Genomic DNA, 297 nt, shown 5'->3' on the forward strand with positions numbered 1-297 from the left:
ACTTACTCCACCAAATTTGTTTGCCAGTATTGCCGACATTATTTTCCTGATTTAGTCAGTTATACACGTATGTTGAAGTTGTTACAGGCTACGTTGCCCGCTCTGTGTAGCTATTTAAAGCAGCGCTTTGATAAGCCTACAGGTATAGCATTTATTGATTCCACTTCACTCAAGGTTTGTCACAATATGCGTATTCCTCGCCACCAAGTTTTCGCAGACGAAGCCAAGCGAGGAAAAGGAACAATGGGCTGGTTTTATGGCTTTAAACTTCACCTCATCATGAATGACGAAGGTGGT

General features: G+C 42.1%; 1 protein-coding gene. It reads left to right on the forward strand.

Annotated elements, in window-relative coordinates; translation table 11 throughout:
- Positions 1-297 (forward strand): transposase (locus CWB72_RS16515; protein ID WP_213084833.1); only part of this gene is annotated, 297 nt, incomplete at both ends.

The organism is Pseudoalteromonas phenolica, from assembly GCF_005886345.1.
In the GTDB taxonomy this organism is placed as follows: Bacteria; Pseudomonadota; Gammaproteobacteria; order Enterobacterales; family Alteromonadaceae; genus Pseudoalteromonas; species Pseudoalteromonas phenolica_A.